24 protein-coding genes are annotated in these 24,666 nt (G+C 70.7%); 18 read left to right on the top strand and 6 right to left on the bottom strand.

Annotated elements, in window-relative coordinates:
- The first annotated feature begins 43 nt into the window (after positions 1-43).
- The 3 genes from PKE78_RS10375 (at position 44) to PKE78_RS10385 (ending at position 3,856) form a co-directional block, all read left to right on the top strand.
- Entirely contained in the window at positions 44-1,012 is a 969-nt protein-coding gene (locus PKE78_RS10375; protein WP_271200795.1) for a FecR family protein, read from the top strand.
- A gap of 101 nt (positions 1,013-1,113) precedes the next feature.
- On the top strand, positions 1,114-3,456 hold the full coding sequence (locus PKE78_RS10380) for a TonB-dependent receptor (protein ID WP_271200796.1): 2,343 nt from the start codon (positions 1,114-1,116) through the stop codon (positions 3,454-3,456).
- A gap of 100 nt (positions 3,457-3,556) precedes the next feature.
- Positions 3,557-3,856 carry a DUF2218 domain-containing protein gene (locus PKE78_RS10385; RefSeq protein ID WP_271200797.1) on the top strand — a complete coding sequence of 100 codons (300 nt, stop codon included), beginning with the start codon at positions 3,557-3,559 and terminating at the stop codon, positions 3,854-3,856.
- Positions 3,857-3,866: 10 nt separating this feature from the next.
- Here the strand turns inward: PKE78_RS10385 and PKE78_RS10390 are convergent, their stop codons facing one another.
- Positions 3,867-4,079 (bottom strand): hypothetical protein, encoded by a 213-nt coding sequence (locus PKE78_RS10390; protein ID WP_271200798.1) that lies wholly within the window; start codon positions 4,077-4,079, stop codon positions 3,867-3,869.
- A 144-nt stretch (positions 4,080-4,223) separates the two neighbouring features.
- On the opposite strand from PKE78_RS10390, the gene moaB reads away from it, so the two are divergent.
- Positions 4,224-4,781, top strand: a complete 558-nt coding sequence (gene moaB / locus PKE78_RS10395; RefSeq protein ID WP_271200799.1) for a molybdenum cofactor biosynthesis protein B — start codon at positions 4,224-4,226, stop codon at positions 4,779-4,781.
- A gap of 22 nt (positions 4,782-4,803) precedes the next feature.
- Here moaB and PKE78_RS10400 read toward each other — a convergent pair whose 3' ends face one another.
- Entirely contained in the window at positions 4,804-5,499 is a 696-nt protein-coding gene (locus tag PKE78_RS10400) for a glycosyltransferase (protein WP_271200800.1), read from the bottom strand.
- A 100-nt stretch (positions 5,500-5,599) separates the two neighbouring features.
- Between PKE78_RS10400 and PKE78_RS10405 the strand changes: the two genes are divergently transcribed.
- From PKE78_RS10405 to PKE78_RS10420, 4 genes are all read left to right on the top strand, one after another.
- On the top strand, positions 5,600-6,754 hold the full coding sequence (locus PKE78_RS10405) for a PA0069 family radical SAM protein (RefSeq protein WP_271200801.1): 1,155 nt from the start codon (positions 5,600-5,602) through the stop codon (positions 6,752-6,754).
- A 52-nt stretch (positions 6,755-6,806) separates the two neighbouring features.
- Positions 6,807-7,238 (top strand): VOC family protein, encoded by a 432-nt coding sequence (locus PKE78_RS10410; protein ID WP_271200802.1) that lies wholly within the window; start codon positions 6,807-6,809, stop codon positions 7,236-7,238.
- Between the two features lie 25 nt (positions 7,239-7,263).
- Complete coding sequence (rnhB, locus tag PKE78_RS10415; RefSeq protein WP_271200803.1) at positions 7,264-7,947, top strand: ribonuclease HII; 684 nt, start codon at positions 7,264-7,266, stop codon at positions 7,945-7,947.
- Between the two features lie 105 nt (positions 7,948-8,052).
- The gene (locus PKE78_RS10420; RefSeq protein ID WP_271200804.1) at positions 8,053-9,183 is read left to right on the top strand and encodes a site-specific DNA-methyltransferase; all 1,131 of its coding nucleotides are present in this window, start codon (positions 8,053-8,055) and stop codon (positions 9,181-9,183) included.
- Here the strand turns inward: PKE78_RS10420 and PKE78_RS10425 are convergent.
- Entirely contained in the window at positions 9,180-10,343 is a 1,164-nt protein-coding gene (locus PKE78_RS10425; protein ID WP_271200805.1) for an MFS transporter, read from the bottom strand. The genes PKE78_RS10420 and PKE78_RS10425 overlap by 4 nt on opposite strands.
- Positions 10,340-11,458, bottom strand: a complete 1,119-nt coding sequence (gene mutY, locus PKE78_RS10430) for an A/G-specific adenine glycosylase (protein ID WP_271200806.1) — start codon at positions 11,456-11,458, stop codon at positions 10,340-10,342. Before mutY ends, PKE78_RS10425 begins: the two co-directional genes overlap by 4 nt.
- Before the next feature lie 61 nt (positions 11,459-11,519).
- Between mutY and PKE78_RS10435 the strand changes: the two genes are divergently transcribed.
- From PKE78_RS10435 to PKE78_RS10475, 9 genes are all read left to right on the top strand, one after another.
- On the top strand, positions 11,520-12,038 hold the full coding sequence (locus PKE78_RS10435; RefSeq protein WP_271200807.1) for a DUF721 domain-containing protein: 519 nt from the start codon (positions 11,520-11,522) through the stop codon (positions 12,036-12,038).
- A gap of 137 nt (positions 12,039-12,175) precedes the next feature.
- On the top strand, positions 12,176-12,844 hold the full coding sequence (locus tag PKE78_RS10440) for a DsbA family protein (RefSeq protein ID WP_271200808.1): 669 nt from the start codon (positions 12,176-12,178) through the stop codon (positions 12,842-12,844).
- A gap of 42 nt (positions 12,845-12,886) precedes the next feature.
- Positions 12,887-16,339 carry a chromosome segregation protein SMC gene (gene smc / locus PKE78_RS10445; RefSeq protein WP_271200809.1) on the top strand — a complete coding sequence of 1,151 codons (3,453 nt, stop codon included), beginning with the start codon at positions 12,887-12,889 and terminating at the stop codon, positions 16,337-16,339.
- A 185-nt stretch (positions 16,340-16,524) separates the two neighbouring features.
- Positions 16,525-16,887, top strand: coding sequence for an AtpZ/AtpI family protein (locus PKE78_RS10450; RefSeq protein ID WP_271200810.1), 363 nt, complete (start codon positions 16,525-16,527; stop codon positions 16,885-16,887).
- 123 nt (positions 16,888-17,010) lie between these two features.
- The gene (locus PKE78_RS10455; protein WP_271200811.1) at positions 17,011-17,745 is read left to right on the top strand and encodes a F0F1 ATP synthase subunit A; all 735 of its coding nucleotides are present in this window, start codon (positions 17,011-17,013) and stop codon (positions 17,743-17,745) included.
- 55 nt (positions 17,746-17,800) lie between these two features.
- Complete coding sequence (locus PKE78_RS10460; protein WP_131003327.1) at positions 17,801-18,028, top strand: F0F1 ATP synthase subunit C; 228 nt, start codon at positions 17,801-17,803, stop codon at positions 18,026-18,028.
- 206 nt (positions 18,029-18,234) lie between these two features.
- The gene (locus tag PKE78_RS10465; protein WP_271200812.1) at positions 18,235-18,753 is read left to right on the top strand and encodes a F0F1 ATP synthase subunit B family protein; all 519 of its coding nucleotides are present in this window, start codon (positions 18,235-18,237) and stop codon (positions 18,751-18,753) included.
- A gap of 12 nt (positions 18,754-18,765) precedes the next feature.
- Complete coding sequence (locus PKE78_RS10470) at positions 18,766-19,248, top strand: F0F1 ATP synthase subunit B family protein (protein ID WP_271200813.1); 483 nt, start codon at positions 18,766-18,768, stop codon at positions 19,246-19,248.
- 151 nt (positions 19,249-19,399) lie between these two features.
- Entirely contained in the window at positions 19,400-20,449 is a 1,050-nt protein-coding gene (locus PKE78_RS10475) for a hypothetical protein (RefSeq protein ID WP_271200814.1), read from the top strand.
- Positions 20,450-20,469: 20 nt separating this feature from the next.
- Here the strand turns inward: PKE78_RS10475 and PKE78_RS10480 are convergent, their stop codons facing one another.
- Both PKE78_RS10480 and PKE78_RS10485 read right to left on the bottom strand, forming a co-directional pair.
- Entirely contained in the window at positions 20,470-21,048 is a 579-nt protein-coding gene (locus PKE78_RS10480; RefSeq protein WP_271200815.1) for a hypothetical protein, read from the bottom strand.
- A 137-nt stretch (positions 21,049-21,185) separates the two neighbouring features.
- Positions 21,186-22,964 (bottom strand): M3 family oligoendopeptidase, encoded by a 1,779-nt coding sequence (locus PKE78_RS10485; RefSeq protein WP_271200816.1) that lies wholly within the window; start codon positions 22,962-22,964, stop codon positions 21,186-21,188.
- Between the two features lie 204 nt (positions 22,965-23,168).
- On the opposite strand from PKE78_RS10485, the gene PKE78_RS10490 reads away from it, so the two are divergent.
- Complete coding sequence (locus PKE78_RS10490) at positions 23,169-24,659, top strand: sigma-54-dependent transcriptional regulator (RefSeq protein ID WP_271200817.1); 1,491 nt, start codon at positions 23,169-23,171, stop codon at positions 24,657-24,659.
- The last annotated feature ends 7 nt before the right edge of the window (positions 24,660-24,666 follow it).

Below are 24,666 nucleotides of genomic sequence, written 5' to 3' on the forward strand. Positions count from 1 at the left end.
GGTATATAGATTGAGCCGAGCGTTCCGGGGACGACCTCACAGCATGAAGCCCACCGAGTCAGACGGCGATCCCGCCGAACGCGCTGCGCGCGAAGCGACCGGCTGGTTCGTGCGCCTGAACAACCCGCTCGCCACGGACGACGACCGGCGGGCGTTTCGCGCCTGGCTCGACGCCGATCCGGCGCATGCGGAAGCTATTGGTCAGACCCGCGATCTCTGGGACCGGCTCGAGGCCCCCGCCAACCGCCTCGGCGCGAGCGGGTGGCACCGTGAGATCGCTCCGCCGCGCCGCCGAAAACGCAGAGCCTCCGCGATCGCGGCCGCGCTTCTGGCCGCCGGTTTCGCCTGCCTCGCGATCTGGCGCGACGTCGGATTGATCGACCGCGCCTTCGCCGATCACGCCACCCGGCCGGGCGAGCGGCTTGACGTCGTGCTTTCCGACGGCACGCGGCTTTTTCTCGATGGCGACAGCGCTCTCGACGCCTCGTTCGCCCCTGCCGCGCGTGACGTGACGCTGCTGCGTGGGCGTGCGTGGTTCGACGTGACGCCCGACGCAGCGAGACCGTTCATCGTCCATGCCGGCGCAATCGAGGCGCGCGCGGTTGGCGCCGGGTTCGCCGTCGATCGCGCGGGCGGCAGCGTGATCGTGGACCAAGGCTCGGCGCTGGTGACGGCAAAGGTTGGACGGCCCGTGAGCCTCGCCGCGAACCAGCGCGCGGCGCTCGCCGCGGACGGCGCGCTCGAACCGCCGTCGGCGGTGAATCCGGACGTCGCGCTCGCGTGGCGCCGCGGGCTCATCGTTCTGGACGCCGCGCCGCTGGCGGACGTGGCGACGGAACTCGCCCGGTTGGAGCCCGGCCGCCTGCTCATTCCCGATCCGAAGCTCGCCGCCTTGCGGCTGTCCGGCGTCTTCCGGGCCGACGACCCCGATGCGATCGTCGAGGCCATGCGCGCCGGCCTCGGCCTCAAGACCGTCTCGCTCCCGGGCGTCGCGACGGTGATCTACCGCTAAAAATTCTGACTGAAATTTTTTACGGGGTCGACCGGCCTCGCCCGTTTTCGCTTTGGGGGGCTGCGCGCTTGCGGCCCATGCGTGACGGGGCTTTGGCGACCATGGATTTTCTGAAGAGGGCAGCGCGGCTGTGCGCCGGCGCTTCTCTGCTGGCGACCGCAGCGTCGTTATCGGCGACCGGAGCGGCGAACGCTGAGGCCCAAGGCGGCGCGACCTACGCCTTCGATATTCCGGCGAAGCCGCTGCTCTCGGCGCTCGCCGATTACACCCGGCTGACCGGCGTGCAGGTTCTGCGCCCTGGCGCGCAGCGGCTCAACGGCCAGTCGCGCCCGGTCTCGGGCCGGCTCGACGCCGAAGCCGCGCTGCGTCAGATGCTTAGGGGCAGCGGCCTCGTCTACGCCTTCAGCAATCCGCGCACCGCGACGCTGCACCCGCTCAACGCGCCGGTCACGCCGGTCCAGCTCGCGGGCGAGGCCACGACGCTCGAAGAGATCACCGTCACGGGCGAAGGCGGCGACGGCGCGCCCGGCGGCTCGGCCGGCTCCTTCACCGTCACCGCTGCCGACATCGAGCGCAAGAACCCGCAGGACGTGCGCGACCTGTTCGGCGGCGAGCCGGGCGTGCAGGTCGGGTCGCCCCTGCCGCTGTCGCAGAAGGTCTATGTCCGTGGCGTGGAGGAGACCAACATCGCCGTCACGATTGACGGCTCGGCGCAGAACAACAAGGTGTTCCACCACAACGCGACCACCTACATCGATCCCGGCCTGCTGAAGCAGGCGCGCGTCGACCCGACCGTCGCGCCGGCCGACGCCGGCTTCGGCGCGCTCGCCGGCTCGATCGCCTACGAGACCAAGGACGTCGCCGACCTGCTCGGTCATGACCGCGACGGCTACGGCGGCATCGTCAAAGGCACGTTCAATTCGAACGGCGCCGTGTTCGGCAACTCCTATACCGCCTACGGCAAGCAGAGCGGCTTCGAGGCGCTGGGGTACTTCAACTGGGCCGACGGCGGGCGGTACAAGAACGGGTCCGGCGACAAGGTCGCCGGGACGGCGACCGACCTGCTGAGCGGTCTTGGCAAGCTGGCCTACGAGAGCGGCGAGGGCCATCGCTTCGAGGTTAGCCACGAGCGCATCCACGACGACACGATCCGGCCGTTTCGCCCGAATCTTGGCTCGGTCGGCCGCTTCGGCGAACCGCCGGTGCGCGACTTCAAGCTCGATCGCCAGAACACGGTCTTCAACTACACCGACACGTCGCCGGAAGGCTGGTGGAATCCCAAGGTCGTGCTCGCGTATGGCGGCACCAAGATCAAAGTCCCTACCTATGTGCGCGGCCCGGGCGGCGTATCCGTCTATGGCTATGATTCGTCCGGCGAGACGACGAGCCTCAACGGCAAGGTCGAAAACAAATTCGCCTTCTCGCTGGGCGACGTGACAGCCGGCGTCGACTTCCGCCACGATCGCGCCCGATACTCGGACCCGAACTACCGCGCGATCGAGAAGATGACCAACATCGGCTTCTACTCGCAGGCGCGGCTGGAGCCGATCGACCGCGGCCGCATTAGCTTCGGCGGCCGCATCGATCATCAGCGTTTCGACGGCACGAACGACGGAGCAGGCGCTGAGAAGAACCACACCGGCGTCAGCGCCAACCTGTCGACCGAATACGACCTGATCGAGGATCTCCTGACGGCGAAGGCTGGTTACAGCCATGTCTGGGCCGGCATTCCGCTGGCTGAGAACTTCATCATGAACCCTGACTGGGTCTACCGGAACGAGTTCGGGAAGCTACGCGCCACGACTGCCGACAACTACTCGGCCGGGCTCGTGCTGAAGCACAACGGCTTCACGGTGGAAGGTTCGATCTTCAAGACCCAGATCGAGAACGCCCGCAACGCCCGCAACGCGCTAAACTACACTGGGCCCTTCCAGCCGGGCCCCGTCCCCGGCGCGACCTGGGCGCCCGATCTCGACAGCAAGGGCTTCGAGATCGGCGTGGGCTACGAGTGGGATGCTGGTTTTGTCCGCGCGAAGTACGCGCACATCACCATCGACATAAATGGCCGTCCGGGCGACTCCGACACCGGCAACTACATTGCGACCCCGGTCGGTGACATCTTCACGATCTCGGCCGCGCACACGTTTATGGACTGGAACGTCACGATCGGCGGCGACGTCGAGTTTGCCCCCAAATACGATCGCGTCGGCCGGGACTCTCTAACTGGAAGCCGCCTCGAAGCTTTCAAAGCTTATGAAATCGTGAACATCTTCGCGGAGTACAAGCCAAAGCTCAAATATGAGACCACCTTCCGCCTCGATGTGAAGAACTTGTTCGATGAAATCTATTCGAGCCGTGCCACGTACGGCCAAGACTATCTCAACGTCACGCCTTTGTATGAGCCCGGCCGAGCTTTCCTGATGACGGCGCAGGTCAAGTTCTGACCGGCGCCGTCTGACCTCGCCTCGACGCCGCACGCCCGCGCTTGCGCGGGCGTGTTCGTTTGATGCGGAATGACGCCGGAGACAGGCGAAAGGACCTTCGATGGCTATCCTCGACGCCGCCAGCGTGCCGACCGCGAACGGCGCGCGCTACGTGGCGCAGCTCTGCAAGCACTGGAGCCACAAGCTGGAGGTCGAGCAAAACGGAGACGCCGCACGCATCGTGCTGCTGAACGACGCCGTGGTGACGCTGGCCGCACGGCCGGAGGCGCTCGATCTTGCGATCGAAGCGGCGTCGCCGGAGGATCTTGAGTTGGCGAAGGACGTGCTCGTCCGGCATCTCGACCGCTTCGCCTTCCGGGAAGCGCCGCTGGCCTATGGCTGGCGCGGCGTCGACGCCTGACGAGACCGGCTCAGAGCGGCCCGAAGCCGCGGAACGGAATCGCGTTCGCGGCGCGCCGGGTCCGTTCGGCGCGGTCCTGAGCGAGGCGCTCCACGCAGGCCTTTTCGGCCGGCGAGCCCGGCCGGGCTCCGGCCGCGACGCAGCGCTCGGCGTCGCGCGAAGGATCGGACCCCGCGCATCCCGCAAGCAGCATCAGAACAGGCGCAAGCATCGCGGCCTTCATCGGCGCATCCTTCCCGTAAGGTCCGCCCGGCCCACGCCGGACGGCGGCGACCGTACCAGCATGCCGGCGGCAACGCCCGCCTCGCGACAAATCGCGGGCTCCGGCCTAGGGTGTCGAGGCCCAGCGCATTCGAGACCGCAACCCATGTCCCGCATCGACGACTCCCGCCCGTTCGTGCCGCTCGGCGTCGCGATCGTCACCGTCTCCGACACCCGGACGGAGGCTGACGACACGTCCGGAGCCACGCTCGCGGCGCGCGTGGCGGAGGCCGGCCACCGGGTCTCCGGGCGTCGGATCGTGCGCGACGACCGCGAGGCGCTGCGCGCGGCGGTGTGCGCCTTCGTGGCGGACCCCGCGACCGACGTGGTGCTGACGACCGGCGGCACCGGCTTCACCGGCCGCGACGTCAGCCCCGACGCGCTGGAGCCGCTGTTCGAAAAGCGGATGGACGGGTTCTCCAACCTGTTTCACGCCTATTCCAGCGGCGTGATCGGAACCTCCACGCTGCAGTCCCGCGCCACCGCCGGCGTCGCCGGCAAAACCTTCGTGTTCGTTCTGCCCGGATCGTCCGGCGCCTGCCGGGACGCGTGGGACGGCGTGCTGAAAGCGCAGCTCGACTACCGGCATCGCCCGTGCAATTTCGTTGAAATTCTCCCGCGGCTCGACGAGCACCTGAAGCGCGGCAAGCTGCGCACCGCCTGACGCGGCGCCCAAGGGGGATAGCTTAGCTGTAAAGCCGGGCCACCAGCCGCGGCGGCACCCGCAGCATCAGCAGGCCGGCGCCGAGCGCGGCCTTCGGTCCGGCGAACGGACGGCGCAGGCGCGGCGCGAGCGCCAGGGACCTGAGCCGCACGATGCGGCCGCGGCCGATGCGGCGGATCAGGTCGGCCTCCGCCATGGCGGGGATGGAGCGGAAGCCGCCGATGCGCGCGTAAAGCGAGGCGTGGATGATAAGGCCCTGCTCCGGCTTCGGCAGGCCCGTCAACGCGGCGCTCAGGCCGGCCAGCCGCTCGACGGCCCGCGCCCGCGCGCCGAAACCGTCGAGGCCGAAGGCGAACACCGCCGCCCGCCGGTCCGTCTCGCCCCGGCGCTCCACCATCTCGACGAAGCTCCGCACCTCGTGGCGCCAGCCCTCGCCGAGCACGACTCCCGGCTCCAGAAACAGGATCCATTGCGATTTCGCGCGCCGGACCGCGGCGTTCAGCCGCCCGGCGCGGTCGGCGAATCCGCCGACGACGTTGCAGCCCGCGAGATCGGCGATTTCGAGCGTGCCGTCGGTCGAGCCGCCGTCGGCGAGCGTCACGTCGCGGACGACCCCGTCCGCCGCGCCTGCCACCAGGGAGGACAGCGTCGGCACCAGGGTGCGCTCGTCATTGCGGGTCGGAATGATCACGCTCAGCATGAGCAGGAGGTGTACCACGGCAGGAGCCAAGAGTCTGTGGCGCCGTTGCGCGGGCGAGGCGTCGCGTTCATGCGACAATGTTCTTGATTTGTTCGATTTGCTCTCCTAGCTTTCGGGCATGGCCCAGACCGCTCGCTCCATCACTGCCCCACATGCGGCCCCCCCGGTCGTCGACCCAGCGCGGCGGCGCGGGCGGGGCGTGGTTTCCAACGCCAGCGGCCGCTTCGAGCCTTACGCCCGCGTCGAAGAGGACGACGGCTGGGAAAGCCTCGCCGAGGCGCCGGCGTTCCGGACGGACGTGGCGCTTGAGACCGCGCGCACCGCGATCACCCGCAACCAGTCGCCGGACATCGCCTTCGACCGGTCGATCAATCCCTATCGCGGTTGCGAACACGGCTGCGTCTACTGCTTCGCGCGGCCGACGCACGCCTATCTCGGGCTGTCGCCAGGGCTCGATTTCGAGACCAAGCTGACGGCGAAGCCGAACGTCGCCGAACTGCTCCGCCGCGAGCTCTCGGCGCCGTCCTACAAGCCGCGCACGATCGCGCTCGGGACCAACACGGACCCCTACCAGCCGATCGAGCGGACGCACCGGCTGACGCGGCAGATTCTCGAGGTTCTGGAGGAGACCCGGCATCCCGTCGGCATCGTCACCAAATCGGCGCTCGTGCTCAGAGACCTCGACATCCTCGCGCGCATGGCGGCGCAGGGGCTCGCGAAGGTCGCCGTCTCGATCACGACGCTCGACCCGACGCTGGCGCGCGACATGGAGCCGCGCGCGCCGACGCCGGCCCGGCGGCTTGAGACGGTCGCGCGCCTCGCCCAGGCGGGCGTGCCGGTGACCGTTCTCACCGCGCCGATCATTCCGTCGCTCAACGAGCACGAGATCGACCGCCTGCTCGAAGCAGCCAAGGCGGCCGGCGCGACCGAGGCCGGCTATGTGCTGCTCCGCCTGCCGGACGAGATCAAGGACCTGTTCCGCGAATGGCTGATGGAGCGCCATCCCGCGAAGATGCGCCGGATCCTGTCGATCGTGCGCGAGACCCGTGGCGGCAAGCTCTATGATTCGGGGTGGGGCGTGCGGCAAACCGGGGAAGGCGTCACCGCCTGGACCATCGGCCGCCGGTTCGAGCTGGCGTCGCGACGGCTCGGGCTCGACCGGCGGCATTTGCGGCTGCGCACCGATCTGTTCACGCCCCCGCCCCGTAAGGGGCAGGCCGGCGAGCAGTTGTCGCTTTTCGATGACAAACCGGCGGCAGGCGTTAACGTATGACTCACTACGAGCAGGGGTCATCGTCGACACACCCCTCAAGCCCAGGCGCCGGATGCCGCTCCCCCTCAATCTTTCGCTCGTCACGCTCGGCGTCGCCGACATCGCGCGCTCGACCGCCTTCTACGAAGCGCTCGGGCTGAAAGCTGCGCGTGACAGCAACGCAAACGTGACGTTCTTCAACACCAGCGGTCCGGTGCTTTCGGTCTACAGCCGCGCGGCGCTCGCCGCCGACGCGCAGCTTCCCTCCGAAGGCGACGGTTTTCGCGGACTGTCGTTGGCGTGGAACCTCGCCTCCGAAGCGGACGTGGACAAGGCGATCGTCCGGATCGTCGCGGCCGGCGGCAAGCTGATCAAGGCTGCCGAAAAGACCTTCTGGGGCGGCTACTCCGGCTACGCCGCCGATCCCGACGATCACCTCTGGGAGATCGTGCACAATCCGGGTTTTCCATTCGACGACGCCGGCCGCTTGCGCGCTCCCGAATGACGCGGGCCGGCCTTCGGAACAGCCGATGTCTCCTGTGACGCACGTCCGAACCGACTCGCCGCTGGTGAAAGCGCCCCGCCCGGCGCCGTATGTCGCGACCTTTGAACGCGAGCGCGCGCTGATCGCCGCCGGCTGCGGCCCGGTCGCCGGCGTCGACGAAGCCGGGCGCGGACCGCTCGCAGGCCCGGTGGTCGCCGCGGCCGTCATTCTCGATCCCGCGCGCATCCCGGCCGGCCTCGCCGACTCGAAGGCCCTGTCGGCTCAGCGGCGGGAAGCTCTGTTCGAGATCATCCTCGCGACCTCCACGGTGTCGTTCGTCTCGGCGTCCACCGCGCGGATCGAACAGTTGAACATCCGCGGCGCGACGCTCTGGGCGATGCGCCAGGCGCTTGCCGGCCTCGAGATGCCGCCGGACGTCGCGCTGATCGACGGACGCGACGTCCCGCCGGGTCTCGCCTGCCACGCGGAGGCGGTGATCGCGGGCGACGCGCAGGTGCTCTCCATCGCCGCGGCGTCGATCGTCGCCAAGGTCGTGCGCGACCGGATGATGCGGCGCGTCGCCGTGAACGCCCCCGGCTATGGCTTCGAGCGCCACATGGGCTACGGCACGCCTGAGCATCTCGCGGCGCTCGCCGCGCTCGGCCCCTGCCAGCACCACCGCAGAGGCTTCGCGCCGGTCGCGGCGCTGCTCGCGGCCGCCGCCGAGTGAGCGCCCGCCGCCGCAACGTTCCGTTTACCGTCTTCCTTGACCCCGCCTTTACGTTACCGAACCGAGAATCCGGCCGTTAGCAGCGTAACGGACGGAGCGTATCTCATGGCTTTTCGGCGCAACGGCGCGGCCCTCGCCGCCGAGCGACCCTCGGCTCCGGCCCTTCCCCTCGACACGATCCTGATCGGCGACTGCATCGCCGAGCTCGAGAAGCTGCCGCCGGCCTCGGTCGATCTCGTCTTCGCCGATCCGCCCTACAATCTGCAGCTCCAGGGCGACCTGCGCCGGCCGGACCAGAGCCTGGTCGACGCCGTCGACGACGCCTGGGACCAGTTCGAGAGCTTCGCCGCCTACGACGCCTTCACCCGCGCCTGGCTTCTGCAGGTCCGTCGTGTGCTGAAGCCCACCGGCACGCTCTGGGTCATCGGCAGCTATCACAACATCTTCCGCGTCGGCTCGGCGCTGCAGGACCTCGGCTACTGGATCCTGAACGACGTGGTCTGGCGCAAGACCAACCCGATGCCGAACTTCCGCGGGCGGCGCTTCACCAATGCGCACGAGACCCTGATCTGGGCGGCGCGGGGCGCGGACGCCAAGGGCTACACCTTCAATTACGAGGCGCTGAAGGCCGGCAACGAGGATCTCCAGCCGCGCTCCGACTGGCTGATCCCGATCTGCTCCGGCGGAGAACGGCTCAAGGGCGACGACGGCCGCAAGGCGCACCCGACCCAGAAGCCGGAGGCGCTGCTCGCGCGCGTGCTGCTCGCGGCCTCGAAGCCCGGCGACGTGGTGCTGGACCCGTTCTTCGGCTCCGGCACCACGGGGGCGGTGGCGAAGCGGCTGGGGCGCCGTTTCGTCGGGGTCGAGCGGGACCGCGACTACGCCGCGGCGGCGCAGGCCCGGATCGACGCGGTCGCGCCGGACAGCGCGGCGGCGATCGCCCAGGCGCCGGCGAAGCGGGAGGCCCCCCGCGTCGCTTTCGCCACCGTGGTGGAGCGCGGCCTGATCCAGGCGGGCTCCCGCCTCACCGACGCCAGGCGGCGCCATGAGGCGGTCGTGCGCGCGGACGGGACGCTGGCGCTCGGCTCCGTCGTCGGTTCGATCCACCGAATCGGCGCCGTCGCCCAGGGCGCAGAGGCCTGCAACGGCTGGACCTTCTGGCACATGGAGACCGCCGCAGGGCTCGCCCCGATCGACGCGCTGCGCGAGATCGTCCGCGCCGGGGACGCAGCCTAAGCCCGTGGAGCGGCGCGGCGGACGCCGACCGCGATGACGAGCCCTGCCGCGACCAGCAGCAGGAAGGCGACGCGGAGGCCGTAGGCGTTCGAGAGAAAGCCGATCAGCGGCGGCCCCATCAGGCCGCCGCCATAGGCCATGGTGGCGACCATGGCGAGCGCGGCGCCGGGCGCGATCCCCGGCAGGCGGGTCGAGGCCGAGAACAGCACCGGCACCACATTTGCGAAGCCGAGACCCGCGATCGCGAAGCCTGCGAGCGCGACCCACGGCGCGGGGGCCGCCACCACGAGGCAGAGGCCCGCGGCGGCGACGACGCCCGACGCCTGCACCGTGCGCAAAGGTCCGAGCCGCCCCACCACGCGGTCGCCCGTCAGCCGCGCCGCCGTCATGGCGGCTGAGAACGCCGCGTACCCATAGGCCGCGAGCGCCGGCCCCGCGCCGACCGCCTGGCTCATATAGACCGCGCTCCAGTCGATCATCGCGCCCTCTGCGAGGAAGGCGAGCAGCGCGAGCGCGCCGAGGCCAAGAACCGCTCCCTTCGGCAGGCGGAGGCCGTGCGCCTCCTCCGCGCCCCCGCCGGGGATGGCGAGCCTCAGCGCCGCGAGAGCCGTGATCGCGAGCAGCGCGGCCGCTCCCGCGCCCATGCCCGCCGCCGGCGACAGGCCGAGCGCGATCAGGCCGCCGGCGCCCGCGGACCCTGCGAGACCGCCGATCGAGAAGAAGGCGTGGATGGACGACATGATCGGCCGTCCGAGCGCCTTCTCGATCGCCGCCGCATGGGCGTTCATGGCGACGTCGAGGCCGCCGATGAGGGCGCCGAGCATGAAGGCCGAGGCCATCAGCGCGGCGGCGTCCGGCGCGTGCGGCGGCAGGGCGACGGCGGCGGAGAACAGCGCGCCCGCCACGATCGTGGTCGGAGCGGCCCCGAAGCGGTGGAGCACGAGCCCCGTGACCGGCATCGCAAGCACCGCGCCGACGCCCATCGCGAGCAGCACGAACCCGAGGCCGGCGTCGTCGAGCCCGAGGCCCGCTTTCAGCAGAGGGATATGCGCGGCCCAGACGCCAAGGCCCGCGCCCGAAACCAGGAAAATCGCCGCGACCGATATCCGGGCGAGCGTGAGCATGCGGCGATCGAGAGCGCCGGTCTGCGGAAAGGTCATCGGCTGGCGGCGGTCCGGGACGGGGACGGGGATGGGGCGTTTTCGCGCGCGAGCGCGACGACCTTGCGGAACACCGAAGGCAAGGCCTCGCCGTCGAGTTCGTTCCGCGCGGCCCAGCGGGCGCCCGGAGGCGCGGCGAGGGTCATCGGCGCCTCGGCGGCCAGCACCACGAGTTCGAGCGCGAAGTGGCTGAACACATGCGTCACCGCGCCGGGCAACCGCCGCCATCGTGCCGCGACCGGGGCCTCGGCCGCGAGCGCGGCGACGGGAGCCGCGAGGTCGACGTCCTCCGCCCAGCGTCCGGTCGGGGTCTCGGTCATGCCGCCGAGCAGTCCCTTCGGCGGCCGGCTGCGCACCAGCACGGCGCCGTCAGCGCGCTCAAGCCAGAACGCCACGCCGCGGCGCGAGGGCCGCTCGGCCTTCGCGGCCTTGCGCGGAAAGCTGTCCTGATCGGCGCGCCTGCGGGCGAGGCAGGGCTCGTCCCACGGGCAGAGCGCGCAGGCCGGCCGCTTCGGCGTGCAGATGGTGGCGCCGAGGTCCATGGTCGCCTGGGCGAAATCGCCGGGCCGCGCCGCCGGGGCGATCGTCGCGGCGAGCGCGCGCAGCTTCGGCTTCGCCGCCGGCATGGCCTCCTCGACTGCGAACAGCCGCGCGACCACGCGCTCCACATTGCCGTCGACCACGACCGCGGGCTGGTCGAAGGCGATCGCGGCGATCGCGGCGGCCGTGTAGGGCCCGACGCCCGGCAGCGCGAGCAGCTCGGCCTCGCGCGCCGGAAAACGGCCGCCGTGCCGCTCGACCACCGCCTGCGCGCAGGCGTGCAGGTTGCGGGCGCGGGAGTAGTAGCCGAGCCCCGCCCACAGCTTCAGCACGTCGTCGAGCGGCGCCGCGGCGAGCGCGCGGACGTCCGGGAACCGCGCGAGAAAGCGCAGGAAGTACGGCCCCGCAGCCTTCACGGTGGTCTGCTGCAGCATGATCTCGGACAGCCAGACCCGGTACGGATCGACGCGCTCGCCCGCCTCCGCCCGCCACGGCAGGCGGCGACGGTTGCGGTCGTACCAGGCGAGCAGCGCCGCCGGCTCCGGCGCGCGCAGGGTTTCGGCGGAACGCGCCAAGGCCTAGACTCGGGACTGTCGGAGGGTCATGTGGCCGGCAGCCTAACGGGAGCACGTCCGGATGAAAACGCCCCGCCGCGCCGCCGCGCTGTCGGAACTTGCGCCGAAGGCGCTCGGGCCGGCGGTGGCGCGTCAGGGCTTCGCGGGCGCGGAGATCGTGGCGCGCTGGGCGACGATCGTGGGGCCGGAGATCGCGGCCTGCTCCGTGCCTGTCAAGCTCAGCGCGCCTCCGCGCGGCCAGGCGCCGGACCCGGACGCGCCCCCGCCGCTCTCCACGCTGCTGATTCGGGTCGAGGGCGCCTTCGCGCTCGAGGTGCAGCACCGGACGCCGGACATCCTCGCACGGGTGAACGCCCATCTCGGCTGGGCCTGCGTCGGCGCGCTGCGGCTGCGGCAGGGCCCGATCTCGGGCTTCAAGCGGACGCGGCGCGCCGAGCCCGAGCCGCCTCCCCCCGCCACGCCCGAGGAGGAGGCGCGCGTCCGCGCGGCGTCGTCGCGAGTCGAGGAGCCGGCGCTCGCCGAAGCGCTCGACCGGCTCGGGAAGGCCGTACTCGCCCGCCGGCGCGTCACGCGAGCGTGAGGCCTGGCGTGAGCGGCGGGCATGCTCCCGCCACATTCCGCTTGCGAATAACGGTCTTCGGGCCGACCTTGCGCGCCCGCTGACCGCTCCGATGCGAGACCGCTGCCCGACGTGGCGCATGACCGAGGACGCCGCCTGTGATCCTGAACCGCCGCCGCTTTCTTGAGACCGCAGCCGTGACCACCCTGGGCGTGGCCGCCGCCGCCTTGCTGCTGGACCCGCGCTTCGGCTTCGTGGCCGCCGCCGCCGCTCAGGCGCCGAGCGCCGACGAGCTCGCGGTCGCAGGCCCGCTGGGCGAGAACGTCGAAGGCAAGGACGACGCTCCGGTCACCATCATCGAATACGCCTCGATGACCTGCGGCCATTGCGCCGTCTTCGCCGCCGAGACCTTCCCCAAGCTCAAGGAGAAGTACATCGACGCCGGCAAGGTGCGCTTCGTGCTACGCGAGTTCCCGCTCGACCCGCTGGCGGCGGCGGGCTTCATGCTCGCCCGCTGCGCCGGCCAGGACAAATTTTTCCCCGTCGTGGACGCGCTGTTCGCCAAGCAGAAGGAGTGGGCCTACTCCAACGATCCGGTCGCCGGCCTGCAGAACATCAGCAAGCAGTTCGGCTTCTCACAGGAAAGCTTCGAGTCCTGCTTGACGAATCAGGAGATGCTCGACGGTGTGAACTGGGTGCGCCAGCGCGGCGCGGAGAAGTTCGGGGTCAATTCCACCCCGACCTTCTTCATCAACGGCAAGATCCATCGCGGAGCGATCAAGTTTGAGGACCTGGAGAAGATCCTGGAGCCTCTGCTCAAGGCCTGATCGTCCAGGCTTGACCTTCCCTCGCGCCCGTGAGGCGCGAAGATGAACTTCACCAAACTCCGCGTCGTCGGCTTCAAGACCTTCGTCGAGCCGACCGACGCGCCGATCGAGCCGGGGCTGACGGGCATCGTCGGCCCCAACGGCTGCGGCAAGTCCAATCTCGTCGAGGCCATGCGCTGGGTGATGGGCGAAAGCTCGTTCAAATCCCTGCGCGCCTCCGGGATGGAGGACGTGATCTTCGCCGGCAGCGGCGGCCGGCCGGCGCGCAACCACGCGGAAGTCACGCTCACCCTCGACAATTCGGCCCGCACCGCGCCGGAACCGTTCAACGGCTCCGACGAGATCGAGGTCAGCCGCCGGATCGCGCGCGGGCTCGGCTCCACCTACCGGATCAACGGCCGCGAGGTGCGCGCCCGCGACGTGCAGCTGCTGTTCGCCGACGCCTCTTCCGGCGCGCGCTCGCCCGCGCTCGTCGGCCAGGGCCGCGTCGGCGAGATCATCAACGCCCGTCCGGAGCAGCGCCGGCGCATCCTCGAGGAGGCCGCTGGCATCGCCGGCCTGCACCAGCGCCGCCGCGAGGCCGAGCAGCGGCTTGACGGCGCCGAGCAGAATCTCGCCCGCGTCGAGGACGTGCTCGGTCAGCTCGACCAGCGCGGCGAGGCGCTGCGCCGGCAGGCCAAGACCGCCGAGCGCTACCGCGCCCTGACCGACGAGATCCGGTCGATGGAGAGCGTCGCGCTGGTGGTCGACCATCAGGCGGCGACCGCCGCCGAAGCCGAGGCCGCGTCCGCCGAGGCGGCCGCGGTGGCGGCGGTGGGCGCGGCGATGCGCGAACAGGGCGAGGCGGCCCGCGCCGAAGCGGTTGCGGCCCATGCGCTTGGGCCGGCGCGCTCCGCGGCCGCGGACGCGGAGGCTGAGCGGCTGCGGCTCGCGCAGGAGGCCGCGGCGCTCGAAGGCGAGGAGGCGCGGGCGCGCGCCCGCCTCGACGAACTTGCGCGCCAGATCGCCCAGATCGACGGCGACCTCGCCCGCGAGGCGGCGCTCGCCGAAGACGCCGCCGCGAGCCTGTCGCGGCTCGCCGAAGCCCAATGCGCGCTTGGATGCGACGCCCCTTCGACCGCCGACGCCGCGCGCGCAGACGTCGCGGCGCGGCTGGAGTCCGCCGAAACCCGCCTCGCCGAGGCCGAGGCCGGGGCCGCCAAGGCAGCGGCCGACGCCGCGGCCCGGCTCGCCGAGCGCCGGGATCTCGCCCGGCGCCGCGACGACGCGTCCGCGCGCCGCGACGCCCTTGCGCGCGAGGCCGATACGCTAGCGCGCGAGGCCGCTGCGCTTGCGCGCGAGGCCGGCGCGCTCGGCGACGCCGACGCGCTCGCGCTCCGAGCCGAGGACGCCCGCGCCCGCGCCGGGGAAGCGGAGCGCGCCGCGGAAGCCGCCGAGACCACCCATGCCCGCGCGCGCTCCGACGAATCCACCGCGCGCGGACCGGCGGCGCAGGCCAACGCCCGCGCCGAGCGAGCCTCGTCCGAAGCCCGCACCCTCGCCAAGCTGCTGGCGACCGACGCCGGCCGGACATACCCGGCGGCGCTCGAACTGCTCGTGGTCGACCGCGGCTTCGAGACCGCGCTCGGGGCCGCGCTCGGGGACGATCTCGACGCCGCGATCGACCCGCGGGCGCCGATCCGCTGGGCGGGCGCCGAGGCCGACGCGGCCGACCCAGCGCTTCCCGCCGGCGTCACCGCGCTTGGCGTCCATGTGGTTGCGCCGCCGGAGCTCGCCCGGCGGCTGGCGCAGATCGGCGTCGTCGACCGCGCCGACGGCGAGCGGCTCCGCAGGAGCCTTGCGGTCGGCCAGCGGCTCGTCAGCCGCGAGGGCGACCTCTGGCGCTGGGACGGTCTGACGCTCGGCGCCGACGCGCCGACCCCCGCCGCGCGGCGGCTGCAGGAGAGAAACCGCCTCGGCGCGGTCGAGCGCGAGGCGGCCGCCGCCCGCGCCGAGGCCGACCGGCTGCGGCTTGTCGTCGACGAGGCGCGCCGCCGCACGGGCGAGGCCGCGGCCGCCGAACGCTCCGCCCGCGACGCCGCGAAGGCCGCACGGACCGCCGCGGAGGCCGCGCGCGACGCGCAGACCGCCGCCGAACGCGCCGCGGCGAAGGGCGCCGCCCGACGCGCCGCGGTTGGCGAGGCGCAAGGGCGCGTCGCCCGCCAGCTCGAGGAGGCCGCTGCGACCCTCGACGACGCGCAGCGGCGGCTCGCCTCGCTCCGGCCGGACGCAGCCGAAGACGGCGCCGTCGCCGCGCTGAACGCGGCGGTCGCGGAGGCGCGGCGTGACGCGGCGACGCTTCGGGCCGAGCTGCAGGCGATCGAGGCCGAGACGCGCCGCCGGACGCAGCGCCGCGCGGAGCTCGCCGCGGAGGCCGCGTCCTGGACGCGCCGCCGGGAAGGCGCCGCCGGCCGGCTATCCGACCTCGGCGCACGCCGTCAGGCCGCCGAGGCCGAGCGTTCAGCGCTCGCGGACCGGCCCGAGACGCTCGCCGTCGAACGGCGCGCGCGTCGCTCCGCGCTTGAAGCGGCCGGCGCCCGGGCCCGCTCCGCCGCCGACGCGCTCGCCGAAGCCGAGACCGCGCACCGCGTCGCCGACGCCGCGGCGCGCGCCGCGCTCGACCGTCTGTCCGCCGCCCGCGAGGAGGCGGCCCGTCGCGGCGCCCGACTCGAAGCCGCGCGCGAGAAGCGCGCGGCCGCCGTCGGCCGCATCCGCGAGGCGCGCCACATGGAGCCGGCCGCGCTCGCCGTGGCGGTGGCTGGCCTCGCCGGGACCTCCCGCGACGAGATCGACGCCCGGCTCGCCCGCGCCGTCGCCGCGCGCGACCGACTGGGCGCGGTCAATCTGCGTGCGGAGGAGGAGCTCGCCGAGATCGAGGCGAGCCATGGCGCGCTGTCGGCCGAGCGCGCCGACCTCACCGAGGCGATCGCGCGCCTCCGGGCCGGCGTCCGCTCGCTCAACCAGGAGGGCCGCGGCCGCCTGCTCGCCGCCTTCGAGGTGGTCGACGGCCATTTCCGGAAATTGTTCGAGACGCTGTTCGGCGGCGGCGAGGCCCGGCTGGAGCTGGTCGAGTCCGACGATCCGCTGGAGGCGGGGCTCGAGGTGATCGCCCGCCCGCCCGGCAAGAAGCCGCAGACGCTGTCGCTTCTGTCCGGCGGCGAGCAGGCGCTGACAGCGCTCGCGCTGGTGTTCGGCGTGTTCCTGACCAACCCGGCGCCGGTCTGCGTGCTTGACGAGGTCGACGCTCCGCTGGACGACGCCAATGTGGAGCGCTTCTGCGCGCTGCTCGCCGAAATGCGCCGCACCACGTCGACGCGCTTCCTGACCGTGACGCACAATCCGATCACAATGGCGCGCATGGACCGGCTGATCGGGGTGACCATGGCCGAGCGCGGCGTCAGCCAGGTCGTCACGGTGGACCTTCAGGCGGCGGAGCGCCTGCTGGAAGCGGTCTGACCCTCGGCGGCGCAGGGGCGCGACGTTTCCGCCGCACCCCGTCGAAAGTCTTGAATTACACGACGCATCAATGGTTTAGCACTTTGCGGCGGAACCTTGACAGCCCATACGCCAAAAACTAGGGTGCGCCCGGCTTTCAGGGGGCGGTCTTGCGATCGTCGACATCCGACGGGGCTCGAAGCGACATGGCGCGAGAGAGCTCAGACGGAGGTCCGGAACGCTCGGACGACGACCTCTCGGGACGTCTCGACCGGCTCGACAAGGCGCTTTCGCGCCACGGGACGGAAAAAGGCGGCCAAGGCGGAACTCCTCCGATTTCCACCCGCGACGCTCAGGGCTTCGCACGCGCGTTCCGGCTCAGTTCGGAACTCATCGCGGGCGTGGTGGTGGGCGGAGGGCTCGGCTGGGCGCTCGACCGGTGGTTGGGAACCACGCCGCTGGCGATGATCGTGTTCCTGCTTCTCGGCTTCGCGGCCGGCGTCCTGAACGTCATGCGCGTGGCGGGGCTGGCGAGACATCCGGGACAGGACGACCGTCCGCCGCTTTGAGATTTGGTCCTTCGGGACCGGAACGACTGGCACAGCCGGGCCGATCACGAGCCCGGCGCAACGATTGGAAACGCCGAACGCCCCGCTCTCGGGCTGGCGTCGGGAAGGGGCCGAAGGCGACAGATGGCAGGCGCGATCGATCCGATCCACCAGTTCGCGATCACCCCCGTTCTGGGGCCGGTCACCAATTCCGCCGTCTTCATGATTCTCGCCGTCGCGGGCGTCTCGGCCCTGCTGCTGATCGGCAGCCGCGAGCGCGCCCTGGTGCCGGGCCGGCTTCAGTCGCTGGCGGAGCTGTCCTACGAATTCGTGCGCGGGATGATCCACCAGACCGCGGGCAAGCACGGGATGGTGTTCTTCCCGCTCGTGTTCTCGCTGTTCATGTTCGTGCTGTTCTGCAACCTGCTCGGGCTGATCCCGGGCTCGTTCACGGTCACGAGCCACATAATCGTCACCTTCGCGCTGGCGCTGCTCGTCATCCTCACGGTGATCGGCTACGGCTTCGCCAAGCACGGCCTCGGCTTCCTGAAGCTGTTCGTGCCGCATGGCGTGCCCGGCTACATCCTGCCGCTCGTGGTCGCGATCGAGGTCATCTCGTTCCTCTCGCGCCCGATCAGCCTCTCTGTCCGTCTCTTCGCCAACATGCTCGCGGGCCACATCACCCTGAAGGTGTTCGCCGGCTTCGTGACCATGCTGTCGGCGGCGCTCGGCGGCGTCGGCCTCGTCCTCGGGATCCTGCCGCTGCTGCTGACCATCGGCATCACGGCGCTCGAATTCCTCGTCGCCTTCCTGCAGGCCTACGTGTTCGCGCTGCTGACCTGCATGTACCTGAACGACGCGCTGCATCCCGGCCACTGAGCCGCGGCGCTCTCGTCCCACCCCACCCAACGACCCTCATTTCGGAGTTCTCGTCATGGAAGCTGAAGCCGCGAAGTTCCTCGGCGCCGGTCTCGCCACCCTCGGCATGGGCGGCGCCGCCATCGGCGTCGCGAACATCTTCTCGAGCTACCTCGCGGGCGCGCTGCGCAACCCGTCGGCCGCCGACGGCCAGTTCGCCCGTCTGATCTTCGGCTTCGCCGTGACCGAAGCGCTCGGCATCTTCTCGCTGCTCGTCGCGCTTCTGCTGCTGTTCGCCGTCTGATCGGACCGTTCCGGTCCAGGTCGGTTGGGATGTGACGCGGGGGGCGGCGCCAATTTCGGAGCCGCTCCCCGTCGATTTCCCGGACCGACGCCTTTCCACCGTCGCCTGGTGAGACGATGATACCGACCTCGATCTCCGTCGACCCCGCGATCGGGACGACCATCGTCCTCGCGCAGGCCCCCGCGGAGCCTCACGGAGCCGAACACATGGCCTCGACGCCTGGCGAACATGGCGCCGCGTTCCCGCCCTTCGACGCGTCCACCTATGCGTCGCAGCTCATCTGGCTCGCGCTGACCTTCGGCGCGCTCTATTTCATCGTCAGCAAGTTCGCGCTGCCGCGCCTCGCCAACATCGTCGAGGGCCGCGCCGAACGCATCGAAGGCGACCTCGCCGAGGCCCGCCGCCTTCGCGCCGAGAGCAAGGCCGCCGGCGAGGCTTACGAGAAGGCCCAGGCCGACGCCCGCGCTCGCGCCAACGCCATCGCGGCCGAAGCCCGCGACGCCGTCGCGAAGCAGGCCGAAGAGAATCGCAAGACGCTCGACGCGGAGCTCGCGGCGAAGCTCGAGGCCGCCGAGGCGCAGATCGCCGCCACCAAGCAGGCCGCCCTCGGCAACGTACGCGGCATCGCGACCGAGGCCGCCGCCGCCATCGTCGAGCGCCTCACCGGCGCCGCGCCCGCGCCCGCCGAGATCGAGCAGGCGGTCGACGCCTCGCTCGCCCGCTGAGGAGCCGTTTCTATGGGCACTCCTGAATTCTGGGTCCTCGTCGCCTTCGTCATTTTCCTAGGCCTCCTCGTCTATCTCGGGGTGCCGGGCAAGATCCTCGGCGCGCTGGACAACCGGGCGGTCAAGATCCGCGCCGAGCTGGACGAGGCCCGCGCCCTGCGCGAAGAGGCGAGCCGCGTTCTCGCCGACTACGCCCGCAAGCGCGAGCAGGCCGAGCGCGAGGCCGAGCAGCTCATCGCCGACGCGAAGGCCGAGGCCGAGCGGGTCGCGGCCGACGCCAAGGTCAAAGCCGAGCAGTTCGTCGCCCGCCGCACCGCGCAGGCCGAGCAGAAGATCGCCTTCGCGGAGGCCCAGGCGGTCAGCGAAGTGCGCTCCGCCGCGGCCGACGCCGCCGTTGAGGCCGCAAGCCGCGTGCTCGGCGCGCAGGCGCAAGGGCCGCTCGGCGACAAGCTCTTCGACAAGGGCCTCTCGGACGTCCGCGCCAAGCTCAACTGAGCCGCGCCGCCGTCAGGCCCAATCGACAAAAAGGCCGCCTCCGGGCGGCTTTTTTTGCGGCTTCTGGTGCAACCTTAGGTGTTGCATAATTCCAATACACAAATAACGTGCATTCCGTAGATCGCACCTCGCGCCTCGGAGCGAAGTCCGGATGTTTGAACCGCCGTCGTCGCTTGCCGCCTTCTCCCAAGTAGTCGCGCTCGTATCCACTACGAAGACCGCGGCCCTGTTCTCGGCGGTGGGCCTGATCCTCACATTCTTCGCGCTCGGCGCGCTCGTAAAGCTGATGGGGACCGGCGATCCAGCGACAACGCCGCGCTGGCAGAAAGTCGTCGCCGGACTAAGCCTGACCGCCGGTCTCGTCTTCATGGTCGCCGGCCCGTCTATAGCGCTGCTCGAAAACAGCCAGACCAAAATCAAACTCGTGCCGAAGTCGATCGCGCTCGACCGTCTAGAAAACAATGAGCGCGTCGACTGGCTGATCCGTATGGTTCCATATTATCCGAATCGCCAACCGGAGCTCGCAGCCAGCAAACTGCTCCGACTCGGCCCGGAAAAAGTGAAATACGTCTTCGTCGGCTCATATCAGGAGCTCAAGGGCCGCACCGTCGAATCGGCGATCGCCATGATAGGCGGCGCGTACCAGCGCGGTCAGCACGTCGCGGCCGTGATCTTCACCCGCTCCGGGGAATATCCAATCGTTCCTGCCAACGCGCGGGGACTACTCCAGGTCATACAGCGCATCGAGGCGGGCGTCGGCGCAGACATCGAAAAACCGTTCCTGAAAGCCGGCCGCCTGAACGAGGTAGAACTCGCTAACCTGGAAAGCGACCAGATCCATTCTTATCGCTTCGCCAGCTACCGGGGCCATTACCAGCGCTTCTGCCAACTCGCACACGCGTTCCGGTGCCAGAAGCGCGCATTCGACGTCAGCGGCCTTATAAGTGAGATAAACGCGGACTGGCACCCCGCAGGAGCCGCCGTCACGCCCGCCGTCGACCCGTGCGACAACAGCCCAACCTACTGCACGCACGAGGCTTGGCCGGCGCTCCGTTCCGCTCTGGAGCCCACCTTCGGAGCCCGTGTTTTTCTAATGGAAAACAAGCCGATTCCGGACCTCCGCAATCGATATCTGATCGATTTTGAGAACCCGGCGCAGCAGTTGATCCCCGAAATCGGGGATGCCGAGGTATCGCCTTGACCGTCCATACGCGCGCCTAATCAACGGGCGGCGGTGAACGTCTTCGCGGCGCGCTGGGCCTCGGTCGCGCCGACCTCGAAGCCGACGACCACCGTCCAGCCGGCGTAATCCCTGGCCGCGGGCAGCGACAGGTCCTCGATCACGTGGGTGAAGGCGCCCTCGGTCTTGCCCCGCGGAAGCTGAACCCTCAGCTTGGCGCGGTTCGACGCCACCGGCTGGCCGCGATCGTCGATCACCGTGACCGACAGCGGCGCGTTGAACCAGCTCGGCCCGCCGCTCGACCGGGCACCCTGCCCGACCACGCTGACCTTCAGGATCGTCTCGGCGCCGAGATTGGCGCAGTCGCGCGAGAGGCCCTCGACCGTGGCGCGGTGGCTGTCGCCTCCGGAACGCGGGAACCGCTCCGCGCCGCGAAGCGCGATCACGCGCGGGCAGGACGCGTCGCCGGCGGGCTTTGCGGGAACGCCCTGGGCGACGAGCGCCGCGGCCTCGTTGGCCCGAGCGCCGTCCGGCGCGCCCTGTGCGAAGGCCGGAGCGGCGATGACGGCGGCCGCCGCGGCGAGCCCTCCGACGGCGGAAGAGGCGCGGAAGACGGGCATGGGACTGACCTCGCAGGCGTTGGCTTCCCCTCGAGGTTTTAAGTCTTCATCAACGAATCAGGCCGAATTGCGGGCGGGCCACGGTCAAGCGGCGAATGCGCCGCTCGACCATGGCTCGCGCCCGTGACGCCGAAACGTCAGAGCGTCTCCAGCTCGGCGATCATGCGCTCGATCAGCCCGAGGCCGTTCTGCCAAAACGCCGGGTCACGCGCGTCGAGGCCGAAGGGCGCAAGCAGCTCGCCATAGGGCTTGGCCCCGCCGGCCGACAGCAGCGCGAAATAGCGCTCCGCGAAGCCGTCCGCGGCGTTCTCGTAGACCGCGTAGAGCGAGTTCACGAGGCAGTCGCCGAAGGCGTAGGCGTAGACGTAGAACGGCGAATGGATGAAATGCGGGATGTAGGTCCAGAACACCTCGTACCCGTCCCCGAAGCGGATCGACGGCCCGAGGCTCTCGGTCTGCACCTCGAGCCAGATCGCGTTCAGACGGTCGGAGGTCAGTTCGCCGCCGCGGCGCTCCTCGTGGACCCGGCGCTCGAAGGTGTAGAACGCGATCTGCCGGACCACCGTGTTCAACATATCCTCGACCTTGCCGGCGAGCATGGCCTTGCGCTGCGCCGGATCGACGGTCTTCGCGAGCATCGCGCGGAAGGTCAGCATCTCGCCGAACACCGAGGCGGTCTCGGCGAGCGTGAGCGGCGTCGGCGCCATCAGCGCGCCGTTCGGGGCGGCGAGCACCTGGTGCACGCCGTGGCCGAGCTCGTGGGCGAGCGTCATCACGTCCCGCGGCCGGCCGAGATAGTTCAGCAGCACGTAAGGATGAGCGGACGGCACCGTCGGGTGCGCGAAGGCCCCCGGCGCCTTGCCGGGCCGGGTCGGCGCGTCGATCCAGCGCTCGTCGAAGAAGCGGCGGGCGATGTCGGCCATCTTCGGCGCGAAGCCGCCATAGGCGCCGAGCACGGTCTCGCGCGCCTCGTCCCAGGGAATCGTCCGCGTCGGCGCGGACGGCAGCGGCGCGTTGCGATCCCAGTGGTTCAGCGCGTCCATGCCGAACCAGCGCGCCTTCAGCGCGTAATAGCGGTGCGAGAGCCGCGGATAGGCCGCGCGGACGGCGGAGACCAGCGCGTCCACCACCTCGCCCTCGACCCGGTTCGCGAGGTGGCGGCTGTCGGCCACGTCCGCGAAGCCGCGCCAGCGGTCGGAGATCTCCTTGTCCTTCGCGAGCACGTTGGTGATCAGCGTGAAGGTCCGAACGTTCGCGCGGAAGGTTGCGGCGAGCGCGTCCGCGCCGGTCTTGCGCACGGCGCCGTCGCCGTCCTGCAGCAGGTTGAGCGTCGGCTCGAGCGTCAGCTTCTCGCCGTTCACGTCGAACCGCAGCCCCGCCATCGTCTCGTCGAACAGACGGTTCCAAGCGCCGCGTCCGGTCACGGACTTCTCATGGAAAAGCTGCTCGACGCGGTCTTCGAGCTGGTGCGGCTTCTCCTTGCGGGTGTCCTCGATGAACGGCCGGTAGCGCGCGAGACGGGGGTCGGCGAGCGCGGCGTCGACGACGCCGTCGTCCAGCCGGTTGAGCTCCAGATTGAAGAACAGGAGATGCGACCAGACGTCGGTCAGCTTCTCCTGTACGTCGCCGTAGAACTTCGCGCCCTTGGGGTCGGTCGTGTCGGTCGCGTAGACGAGGCTGGCGTAGGAGCCGATGCGGCCGGTGAGGTCGTCGATCGCCTCATAGGCCTCGACCGCCTCGGCGAGCCGGTTTTGGCGCGCGAGCGTCTCGAGCTTGCCCTTGTAGGCCTCCGCGAAGGCGCGGGCGTCGCGGTCCGCGCGGGCGAGATCGGAGGCCACTTCGGGCGCGTCGACGCCGGCGTAGAGGTCGGCGAGGTTCCATTCGGGCAGCGGCCCGAGTTCGGCGGCTTTGGACAAGGGCGGCTCGTTCGTCGGCCGACGCGCATTTCGTCGCCGGCGGGGTGGGGCGTCTCGAGCCAGATATCGCAAGCGCCTCGCCCGCGATCAACAGGGCGTGCGCGGAAGCGGTCGGCCGATCGCGGCTTAAGCGGGCATTTACCGTGGCCCGCGATGCTGCGTCGGAACCTGTGAAGCTGCGTAGCGTATGCCTGAAAGGCCCGAATGAGCGCCGTGATCCTCATCGTCGACGACGATCCGGTGCAGCGCCGCCTGCTGGAGGCGCAAGCCCGCCGCTTCGGCTACGAGGCGCGCACCGCCGAGGACGGCGCGGAGGCGCTGGAGGCGCTGACCGCGCCGGGCGCCGCCTACGACCTCATGTTCCTCGACCTCGCGATGCCGAAGATGGACGGCCTCGCCGTGCTCGCCCGCATGCGCGAGCTCGGCCTTCAGACGCCCGTCATCGTTCAGACCGCGAACGGCTCGATCGAGGCCGTCGTCGCCGCCATGCGCGCCGGCGCGGCCGATTTCGTGGTGAAGCCGGTCGGCCCCGAGCGGCTCCAGGTCTCGATCCGCAACGCGCTGCGCGCCGAGGCGCTCGAAGGCGAAATCCGGCGCATGGCCCGTCGCGCCTCGGGGGCGCTGACGTTCCGGGACCTGCCGACGCGCGCTCCGGCGATGGCGGAGGCGATGCGCCTCGGCGAACGGGCGGCCGCCTCGACCATTCCTGTCCTGATCGAAGGTGAATCGGGCGTCGGCAAGGAGCTTTTCGCACGCGCGATCGCCGGTTCCGGAGAGCGCCGCGGCAAGCCCTTCGTGGCTGTGAACTGCGGCGCGATCCCGCCCCACCTCGTCGAATCGATCCTGTTCGGCCACGAGAAGGGCGCCTTCACCGGCGCGACCGACCGTCATATCGGCAAGTTCGTCGAGGCCGACGGCGGCACGCTGTTTCTCGACGAGATCGGCGAGTTGCCGCCCGACGCGCAGGTGAAGCTGCTGCGCGCGCTGCAAGAGGGTGAGGTCGACCCCGTGGGCGCGCGAAAGCCCGTGCGCGTCGACATCCGGGTGCTGTCGGCCACAAACCGCGACCTCGTCCAGCGGGTGAAGGCGTCGGCCTTTCGCGAGGACCTCTATTACCGCCTCAGCGTGTTCCCGATCCGGCTGCCGCCGCTCCGGAGCCGCCGGGCGGACGTCCCCGATCTCGCGCGCCGGTTCCTGACCCGCTTCGCGGCGGAGGAGAACCGCCCGATCCGCGACATCACTCCGCAGGCGATCGCGCTGCTGGAGCGCTTCGACTGGCCGGGCAACGTTCGGCAGCTTGAGAACGCGGTGTTCCGCGCCGTGGTGCTCGCCGACGGCGACATGCTGACGTCCGCCGACTTCCCGCAGATCGCGACGCTCCTTGGCGAAGGCGTCTCCGCCGAGGAGGAGGCCGCGACGGCCGCGCTGATGTGGGACCTCGAGGAGCCGGAGCTCGAGACCCGTGTCGCGGCGCCCGCTCTGCCGCTGTTTGACGCCGAAGGCGCGCTGCGCCCGATCGACCAGCTTGAGGCCGACGCCATCCGCTACGCCATCCGCCACCTCGGCGGACAGATGAGCGAGGTCGCGCGCCGCCTCGGGATCGGACGCTCCACGCTCTACCGTCGCCTGAAGGACCTCGGCCTCGACGAGGCATGTGGCGAACGGGACACGCGTCCCGACGAAGCCGTCGCGTGAGGCGGAA

This window comes from Methylopila turkensis (genome assembly GCF_027922325.1).
In the GTDB taxonomy this organism is placed as follows: Bacteria; Pseudomonadota; Alphaproteobacteria; order Rhizobiales; family Methylopilaceae; genus Methylopila; species Methylopila turkensis.